The organism is Luteitalea sp. (genome assembly GCF_044337415.1).
Taxonomy (GTDB): domain Bacteria; phylum Acidobacteriota; class Vicinamibacteria; order Vicinamibacterales; family Vicinamibacteraceae; genus Luteitalea.
On the sequence record NZ_JBIINP010000169.1, the window covers coordinates 1 to 8,994 of the forward strand.

The 8,994-nt window shown below is 70.8% G+C and carries 9 protein-coding genes; 2 read left to right on the forward strand and 7 right to left on the reverse strand.

The window, feature by feature from the left end:
- From ACIRDX_RS17760 to ACIRDX_RS17780, 5 genes are all read right to left on the reverse strand, one after another.
- Positions 1-416: hypothetical protein (locus tag ACIRDX_RS17760; protein WP_396626776.1), on the reverse strand; the 416-nt coding region annotated here is incomplete at its 3' end.
- Between the two features lie 60 nt (positions 417-476).
- Entirely contained in the window at positions 477-1,343 is an 867-nt protein-coding gene (locus tag ACIRDX_RS17765; RefSeq protein ID WP_396626777.1) for a hypothetical protein, read from the reverse strand.
- 145 nt (positions 1,344-1,488) lie between these two features.
- The gene (locus ACIRDX_RS17770) at positions 1,489-2,418 is read right to left on the reverse strand and encodes a transporter substrate-binding domain-containing protein (RefSeq protein ID WP_396626778.1); all 930 of its coding nucleotides are present in this window, start codon (positions 2,416-2,418) and stop codon (positions 1,489-1,491) included.
- 2 nt (positions 2,419-2,420) lie between these two features.
- Positions 2,421-3,041 carry a DUF3011 domain-containing protein gene (locus tag ACIRDX_RS17775; RefSeq protein WP_396626779.1) on the reverse strand — a complete coding sequence of 207 codons (621 nt, stop codon included), beginning with the start codon at positions 3,039-3,041 and terminating at the stop codon, positions 2,421-2,423.
- A 179-nt stretch (positions 3,042-3,220) separates the two neighbouring features.
- Complete coding sequence (locus ACIRDX_RS17780) at positions 3,221-4,345, reverse strand: Gfo/Idh/MocA family protein (RefSeq protein WP_396626780.1); 1,125 nt, start codon at positions 4,343-4,345, stop codon at positions 3,221-3,223.
- Between the two features lie 213 nt (positions 4,346-4,558).
- Between ACIRDX_RS17780 and ACIRDX_RS17785 the strand changes: the two genes are divergently transcribed.
- Positions 4,559-5,740 (forward strand): phosphatidylinositol-specific phospholipase C1-like protein, encoded by a 1,182-nt coding sequence (locus ACIRDX_RS17785; RefSeq protein ID WP_396626781.1) that lies wholly within the window; start codon positions 4,559-4,561, stop codon positions 5,738-5,740.
- A 68-nt stretch (positions 5,741-5,808) separates the two neighbouring features.
- Here the strand turns inward: ACIRDX_RS17785 and ACIRDX_RS17790 are convergent, their stop codons facing one another.
- Positions 5,809-6,207 carry a YqaA family protein gene (locus tag ACIRDX_RS17790; RefSeq protein ID WP_396626782.1) on the reverse strand — a complete coding sequence of 133 codons (399 nt, stop codon included), beginning with the start codon at positions 6,205-6,207 and terminating at the stop codon, positions 5,809-5,811.
- A gap of 121 nt (positions 6,208-6,328) precedes the next feature.
- Positions 6,329-7,744, reverse strand: coding sequence for an APC family permease (locus ACIRDX_RS17795; protein WP_396626783.1), 1,416 nt, complete (start codon positions 7,742-7,744; stop codon positions 6,329-6,331).
- Between the two features lie 102 nt (positions 7,745-7,846).
- Between ACIRDX_RS17795 and ACIRDX_RS17800 the strand changes: the two genes are divergently transcribed.
- Positions 7,847-8,994: ThuA domain-containing protein (locus ACIRDX_RS17800; protein WP_396626784.1), on the forward strand; the 1,148-nt coding region annotated here is incomplete at its 3' end.

The following is an 8,994-nucleotide window of genomic DNA, read 5'->3' on the forward strand; positions in this document are numbered from 1 at the left end:
AGGCGGAAGCGGCGCTCGCCACCGGCCTGGAAGCTCACCACGCGCGGCTCGTTCTCCTTGGCCGACCCCTGGCCGCCCTCGATGTTGATCAGGCGCCCACGCAGCACTTCGCCACCGCGGGTCACGAGGATGTGGTCGCCGCCGCGCGCCTGCTGCACCTCGCCGGCGGGCAGGTTCTCGGCGTTGCCGCCGACGTCGATGAGCTGCACGTCGGCCATCGGGAACTTCTGCTGGTCGTTCTGGGTGACGCGCACGTAGACGGTGTCGGTGGCGCGGTTCCAGTCCTCGAAACGGCCGGAGATCTTCTGGCTGCCGCGACGGACGACGGTCACCTGTTCCTGGGCGTGGGCGACGATGGGCGCGAGGGTCAGGAGCCCGCACGCGAGGAGGGAGGCACGGAGGATGAGCTTTGTCATCCCCCGTACTTAGCCCAACAGCCATGTCGAGCGCAATCACGCGCCCGGCACGGCGAGAGGTCAGCGGCGGTTGCGGTACTCGTCGCTCTTGCGCAGCTCGTTGGCGACGTCGCGCTCGGTCCACTTCTCGCGCCAGACCTTCTGGACGTAGACGTCGGCGCCCGGATCCGGCTCCCGCCCGAGCACGCTGCGGTAGGCGTTGGCGACGATCTCGCGCGCCTTGGCCTCGGTCATCGTGTTCTTCTCGCGGTACTCGGGGCTCTCGCGCAGCGCCTGCCGCACGTCGCTCTCGGTCCAGCCCTTCGTGCGGACCTGGGTGCGGAAGTTCGCCAGACCCGAGGCGTCGGGCGCCCGCCCGAGCACGTCGCGGTACGCCCGCGTGATCATCCGGTCCACCTCGGCGTCGTCGATCTCCGCCTTCTCGGTGCTGCGGCGCAGCGTGTCGCGCACCTGCCGCTCCGTCCAGCCATCGTCGAGCATCCGGCGCCGGTATTCGCGCAGGCCCTGCGTGTCGGGATCGCGCCCGAGGATGTCCTGGTAGGCGCGCGTGATGATGCGGTCCACGTCCTGCGACGATGGGCGATTCGAGCTGGTGCCGTACCCGCCGCTGTTCCCGTAGCCGCTGCCACTGCCACTACCGTAGCCACTGCCGTTGCCGTAGCGGTCGCGCTCGTCGGCCAGCCGGCGGAGTTCCGCGCGGATGTCGCGCTCGGTCCAGTCGTCCTCGTACACGCGGGTGCGATACAGGCGCATCTCGCGCGAGTCGGGGCGCCGTCCGAGGACGTCGTCGAAGGCGCGCTCGATCATGCGATCGACACTGCTGGCGCTCTGGGACTGCGCCGCGGCCGCAGCGACCAGCGGGGAGGCTGGCGTGGCCATCACGCTCGCCACGAGCGCCAATGCCAGGGGGAGATGTCTTGTGTGCATGACGTGACCTCCTTCCGGGTCGGTCAATGGTAGCGCTGCCAAGACTGTTGCGGTCACCGCCGGACAAGTCCGGCGGCTACGAATCGTCGGCGGAGCGGCCCGCTACCCGGTACCCGGTACCCCGTACCCGGTACCCGGCCCCGCCCTACATCCCCGTCAGCCAGTCCGTGCCGAGCCAGTAGCGCTCGCGCTCGTCCAGCCAGCCGCCCTCGCGGTGGAACGTGAGCCAGCTGTTGAGGAAGTTCAGGAAATCGGCGTCGCCCTTGCGGATGGCCATGGCGGCGCGCGTCACCTGCAGTGGCTGCTCCAGCGGCTGGAACAGCTTGTCGGGTGCCTGCCGTACGACCAGGTAGGGCGTCGGCGTGGTCACGATCAGGGCGTTGGCCTTGCCGTCGAGCACGGGCGCGAGCGGATCGGCGTCGATCGCCACCTTGACGAGGGTGGCGCGCGGGAACGTCCGCGCCGCGACCGCTTCCTGGCTCGTGCCGGCGGTGACCACGAGCTTCACGTCGGGCTTGTTGAAGTCGTCCACCGACTTCGCGCTGCCCGACAGCGCCTTGCTCGCCACCAGGTGCATGGCGCCCACCGAGGTGGCCTCGGTGAAGTTCACCACCAGCGCTCGCGCTGGCGTGATCCACAGGCCCGTCGCGACGGCGTCGAAGTGGCGGTCGATGAGGTCGGGGATGACCTGCGCCCAGGACGTCGGCACGAACTCGGCCTCCACGCCCATGTCGGCGGCCAGCTGGCGGCCGAGGTCGATGCTGAAGCCGACCAGTTCGCCCTTGGCGTCGCGCATGACGAAGGGCTCGTTGGCGACCACGCCGATGCGCAGCCTGCCGCGCGTGCGGATGGTCGCGAGGGTGTCGATGGCCGGGCGCGCCCACACCGGCTCCTCGGTGTTGCTGGCGCGCAGCGGCAGGGCCGTCGGGTCGTTGTAGCCCTTGCCCTGCGGCGCAGCCTCGCCGGCGGCGGGAGCTGCGGGGGCTTGCGCGAACGCCGATGCGGCAAGGCTCATGGAGAGCACGGCGACCGACAGGACGGTACGGATGAACGGGGTGACGGTGACGCGCACCATGGCTAGTACCCCCCGCCTACGCGGCCGAAGAAGACCTCGTGGCTGCGATCGGCCTCGTCGATCGCCCGGAACCCGTTGCCCCACTTCTCGGTCCGGAACCGGAAGTTGCCGAGCGTGAGCCGGTTGTTGTCCCAGCGGGCCGTGAAGCGCTGGCCGTTGGCCTCGCCCTCCGCGTTGCCGCCCGGGTAGATCGTCACGCGCACGGGCACCCCGCCCTCGCGCTGGTCGTAGCCCTGGAAGTCGCCCACGGCCCACGACGGCACGTTGTCGTCGTGATGGTCCTTGTTGGCGGCGATCGCTGCGGCAATCGCGATGCCGGCGATGGCCGCACCCGCGATGGCGGCGTCGCGGCCGGAGTTGTTGCGGCCGACGCGGAAGTCGGCCGCGCACCCTCGGTCCACCCACACGCCGCGGTGGTCGTAGCCCCAGTTGTCCCAGAGACGGCAGCGCGTGCTCGAACGCTGGCGCGTCAGGGTGACCTGCCTGTCGGTGTCGACGCGGCAGTAGCTGTAGCGGAAGTTGCGGCTCTCGCAGGTGATGGTGGTGTCGGCTGCGGCCGGCACGGGCACCGCGAAGAGCACGGCGGCCAGCAGGCAGCCGCCAGCGGCGTGAGTCTTGCGCACGGGTCCTCCAGGTTGTGGGCATCCGGAGGGCTGCAGGCGAACCGTGCCGGCAGGCTCGATGCCGCCCACATTCTGCCACCAAGCGCCGGACTGGCGGCTAGCCGGATCCTGCCACGCCCCCTGAGCCCCGAGCCCCGAGCCTGCGGTGCCTGAGCCCTGAGCCTTGAGCCTTGAGCCTACTAGATCAGCTTCACCGGCCGCCCCGTCTTCACCGACTCGTAGCACGCTTCGATGACGCGCATGTCGTTGCGGCCGTCCTCGCCGTCGGTCACCGGACGCGTGCCCGTGGCGGCGCACTCGGCGAGGTGGTCCATCAGGGCGGCGAAGTGGTCCGGCTCCCGCATCGTGCGCGACTCGATCGTGTTGCCCCGGAACACGCGCAGGCCGAGGCCGCGGCGGCTCCAGGCCGGCTCGAGTTCGAAGGACCCCTTCTCCGCGTGCACCCGGAAACGGTTCAGGTAGCAGCCGTAGCTCGACACGCAGTTGGCCAGGGCGCCCGAGGGGAAGCGCAGCTGGAAGGTGAGCGTGTCCTCCACTTCCTTGAAGCGCGGATCGTTCCTGTCGGTGCTCTCCATGGCGAACACCTCGGTCGGCTCCTCGCCGGCCAGGTAGCGCGCCGCGTTCACCGAGTAGATGCCGATGTCCATCATCGAGCCGCCGCCGCCCATCTTCTTCGTGAGTCGCCACTGCTCGGGGTTGCCGATGTTGAACCCGGAGTCGCACACGATGACCCGCGACTTGCCGTACTCCTTGTCGCGCGCCATCTTGATCATGGCCTGCGTGTAGGGCTCGAACCGCAGGCGGTACGCCACCGCGAGGTGCTTGTTGGCCGCCTTGGCCGCCGCGATCATCGCGTCGCACTCGGCCACGGTGTTGGCCATCGGCTTCTCGACGAGCACGTGCTTGCCCGCCTTCGACGCCCGCACGCTGTACTCGGCGTGCATGCCGTTGGGCAGCACGATGTAGACGGCATCGACGGCCGGGTTCTGGGCGATGCGGTCGAACGTCTCGTACGAGTAGAGGCCCGAGTCGGGCACCCCGTACTGCGCGGCCAGGCCCTTGGCCTTGGTCGGATCGCTGCTGACCAGTGCCGTCACCCGGCTCCGCTTCGTGTGCAGGAAGGCTGGCAGGATCTCACCCTGCGACAGGCTGCCCAGCCCGACGATGGCGTAGCCGAACGTCTTCTGGGGTGCGGCGGCCGTCGGCGCCTGGGCGCTGGCGGTGGCGGCGGCGATCGGGGCGGCCGCGAGGGAAGCGCCGGTGGCGCGGAGGAAGTCTCGGCGGGTGGAAGTCGAATCGGTCACGGTCACCTCGCGGTGATGGTGCCACGCCAATCTGAAATTGGACATTTGAAATTCACGGGGACTCGCCTCGCTCTCGCTCGGCGTTGCCCGTCAGAGCTCGCGGGCCAGGTCGACGCGAAGCGAGACCGGCCTCGGCAATTTCACATGTCCAATTTCGAATTGCCACCACGTGGCGTCATGCTTTCGTCAGCCGACTCGCGTAGCGTGGCACGCATGACGACTCACCTTGTCGCCGCCGCCGGCGTCATTCTCGGCGGCCTCGCCGCCCTGGCGACCGCCGGTGCCGGACTGCCTGTCGCGGTGGACGCATCCGCCGCGTGCGGGGCGCTCACGGCGGCCACCGCCGACGATTGCCTGCGGCTCAACCACCTGCAGCTGCTCGGCACCCACAACAGCTACCACCTGGCGCCCGAGGCACCCGTCTTGCGGCTGCTTGGCGACAAGGCGCCCGCCCTCGACTACTCGCACCGGCCGCTGGTCGAGCAACTAGACCGGCTGGGCATCCGCACGCTGGAGATCGACGTGTACGCCGATCCCGAGGGCGGACGGTACGCAGCGCCGGCCGCGCTCCGGCTCGGCGGCGACCTCGCGCGCATCACGCCGCCCCCGCCCGTGTTGCGCACGCCGGGGTTCAAGGTCATTCACGTGCCCGACTTCGACTTCCAGTCGACGTGCCCGACCCTCGTGGCATGCCTCACCGAGGTGCGCGACTGGTCGCGGGCGCACCCGCGGCACGTGCCGCTCATGGTGATGATCGAACTCAAGGACGGCCCGCGTGACGACCCGCGCGGCGTCGGCCTGGTGCAGCCGCTGCCCATCGACCGCGCGGCGATGGCGGCCCTCGACGCCGAGATCCGTCGCGTGTTCGACGAGGACCACCTGCTCACGCCGGACGATGTGCGCGGCGATGCGCGGTCGTTGCGGGAGGCGATTGCGGGGCGGGGCTGGCCGACGCTGCGCGCCTCGCGGGGCAAGGTCCTGTTCGCGATGGACAACACCGACGCGCACCGCGACGAGTACCTGGCGGGGCATGCCTCGCTCGAGGGGCGCGTGCTGTTCGTGAGCGCCGACCCCGGTACGCCGGCGGCCGCCTTCCTGAAGCTCAACGATCCGCTGGGTGCGGAGGGCGAGCGTATCCGCGCCGTGGTCCGCGACGGCTACATCGTGCGCACCCGCGCCGACGAGCCCGGCGTCGAGGCGAGGACCGGCGACACCCGTCGTCGCGACGCGGCGTTCCTGAGCGGTGCGCAGTTCGTGAGCACCGACTATCCTGAGCCGAGCCCGTTCGGCACGGGGTATGTGGCGCGGCTCCCAGGCGCGACGGGGATCGTGGCGCGGTGCAACCCCGTGTCTGCCCCGGCCGGCTGTCGCGACGCCTGGCTCGAGCCGCGGTGACCGCCCATCCCGCGCCCGCCGTCGCCGTCACTCCTGAGCCCTGAGCCCCGAGCCCTGCGTCGCCCAGTTCAGCGGACCGCTAGCGCGACGACCACGTACCGCGCGGCCTTGCCGATCGTCGTCCAGGCGAGGAACGGCACGACCGGCATGCGCGCTGCCCCGGCCAACGCCACGAAGACGTCGCCGAAGAGGGGCACCCACGACAGCAGCAGGACCGGCGACCCGTAGCGCGCCAGCAGGGTCGCCGCGCGCGCGACGCGCGGTGAGGGCTCGGGCGCTCGCGTGATCGCGGCCCGCGCCAGGGCGTAGGTGGTCACCGCCCCAAGCACGTTGCCGAGCGTCGCCACGGCCACGGGCACGCGCCAGTGCCCCGTGCGCGCCACCTCCACGGCCAACGGCACCTCCGACGACAGCGGCAGGATGGTCGCCGCCGCGAAGGCCCAGAGGAAGAGCACGAGGAGTGTCATGGGGGCGGCTGTGGCAATTTGAAATTCGACATTCGAAATTCTCGGGCGAGGGCCTCCGGCCCATCGCCACGATCAGGGATGGCGAGCGAGCGATGGCCGCGAGGCCGAGCCGCCGGGAATTTCACATGTCGAATTTCGAATTGCGCGTCCAGTACAGATAGAAGGGCACGCCCAGCGCCACCAGCGCCAGGCCGGCAAGTGACTGGCGCGGGCTGGTGATCAGCGTGTTGGCGATCAGCCAGCACGCGGTGAGCAGGAACAGCGCCGGCACCACCGGGTAGCCCCACGTGCGGTACGGGCGCGGCGCGTCGGGCATGCGCCGCCGGAACACGTACACCGAGGCGGTCCCGAGCACGAGGAAGATCAGCACCGCGAAGATCGTGTAGTCGGTGAGCGTGTCGAACGACCCGGTCACCACCAGCACCGAGGCCCAGAACGCCTGCGCGATGAGCGCGCGAATCGGCACCCGCGTGCGCGGGCTCAGCGTCGCCAGGCTGCGGAAGAAGACGCCGTCCTGCGCCATCGCGTACGGGATGCGTGCGCCGACCAGCGCGACGATCAGCAGCGCCGTGAACACCGACACCGACAGCATCCCGGCCATCAGGCTCGTGGCGGCAGGTCCGAGGAACTGCGTTGCGGCCACCGTGGCGACTGGCGAGGCGGCCGGCACGCTGGCCACGGCCTCGGGCGTGAGCACGTAGAAGTAGCCGGCGTTCACCGTCACGTAGAGCGCCGCCACCGTGAGGATGCCGCCGATGATCGCCAGCGGCAGCGCCCGCCCCGGATCCTTCACTTCTCCGGCCACGTAGGTGACCTCGTTCCACCCGTTGTAGCCCCACAGCGCGGCCATCATCGCGGCGCCGATCCCGGCCAGGCCGCCGCGCGCCGCCGCATCCACCCCTTCGCAGGTGCCACCCGCGCCCGACAGCGCGTAGTGACTCCAGGAGCCGTCGGCCAGCAGGAAGGCGCCGATCCCCACGCCGCTCACCAGCAGCAGCTTCATGGCGGTGAGCCCCGAGGCGACCGTCCCGCCCGTCGACACGTCGAGGCAGTTGATCAGCGTCACCACCCACACCGCCACCACGGCCACCAAGGCGATGCCGCCCACGGTCCCGAACCCCGGCACCGCGACCTGCCAGGCCGCCAGCTGATTGCCGGCCAGCGCATTCAGGAAGATCGCGCCGCCAGTCGCCAGCGCGGCAAGCGCGCCGGCAGTCGCGACGAAGAACCGTGTCCAGCCGTAGAGGAAGGCCCACAGCCGCCCGTAGGCCTGGCGGATGAAGACGTACTCGCCGCCGGCGTCGGGGAAGAGCGTCGCCAGCTCGGCGTACGTCAGCGCGCCGAGCAGGCTCATCAGCCCGGCGACGACCCAGACGGCGATGACCATCCCGGGCGTCTCGACGTTGCAGGTCATCACCCGCGCCTTCAGGAAGACGCCGGTGCCGATGACGTTGCCCACGACCATCGAGAAGGCCGCGAAGAGGCCGAGGCCACGGACGAGGGTCACCGGGGCGGAACGCGTCACTGGGGAAGGCACGGTGCGGGCAGTGTATCCTCGGCCGGCAAACGGCTACAGGCGACGGGGCCACAGGCAGCCTGCAGCCCGTAGCCTGTAGCCTGCTGATCACGTGGGGGAACGATGACAACGAGACACGCGGCGACGGTCGCGGTGCTCGCCGGTACGATGGCGGCGCTGCTGGTGGCAGGACAGGGCGTCGGCGCCCAGGGCGGCGGGCGCGCGCAGGTCGCGGCCGGGCTGTTCAAGGCGCTCGACGCCAACGGCGACGGCAGCCTGACCCGCGAGGAGACGCAAGCCAGCTTCGACGGCTGGTTCACGAAGTGGAAGGCCGCCGACGCGGCGGGGCTGACCAACGAGACGCTCATGATGGGCCTCTCGAACGTCCTGCCCGACACCGGGCCCCAATGCGGGGGCCGCAGTCCCAACCCGCGCACGGCCTGCCAGCCCGACGTCGACGCGATGCTCGCGCAGCTGCCCGCCAAGGCGCCGGCCACGCCCGCCCGTCCGCGCAAGGTCCTCGTGATGGCGCGTGCGGCGGGCTTCGTCCACTCGTCGATTCCGCTCGCCACGCGCACGGTCGAGGAACTCGGCAAGAAGACCGGCGCCTGGACGACCACGATCAGCTGGGACGCCGCGGACATCACCGAGGCGAACCTGAAGCAGTACGACGCGATCTTCCTCGCGAGCACCACCGGGCACTTCCTCGACGACCCGAAGGACGCCGCCGCGACGGCCGCGCGTCGCAAGGCCTTCCTCGACTTCATCCGCGGCGGCAAGGGCGTTGCCGCCATTCACGCCGCCTCGGACGCCTATCACGCCAGCGCCGCGTCGCTGAAGAGTGCCGGTCCTGGCGGCGCCGACCCCATGGCCGCGCGGCTCGCGTCGCTCGGCCCCGGCATCATGTCGGCGTTCCCGATGGCTGGCCGCCTCATCGCCGAGGGCGACGCCGACAAGAGCGGCGCGCTCAGCCGCGACGAGGTGAAGAGCGTGGCCGGCGCCTGGTACGACAAGGTGGACACGGCGAAGGCGGGCAAGGTGAGCCAGGCCGACTTCGTGGCCCGCTACGACGCGCTCATGCCTCCGCCGCCCCAGCGGGCGGCCCGCCCCGGCAATGGCCAGGGCCCGTCGACCGAGCACGGCCCCGACGACCAGGTCGGCACCTGGCCGGAGTTCAACACCATCATGGGCGGCATGTTCAAGTTCCACTGGAACGACGGGCAGGAGATCACCTACAAGATCGACGACCCGGCCAGCCCGCTCACCGCGCC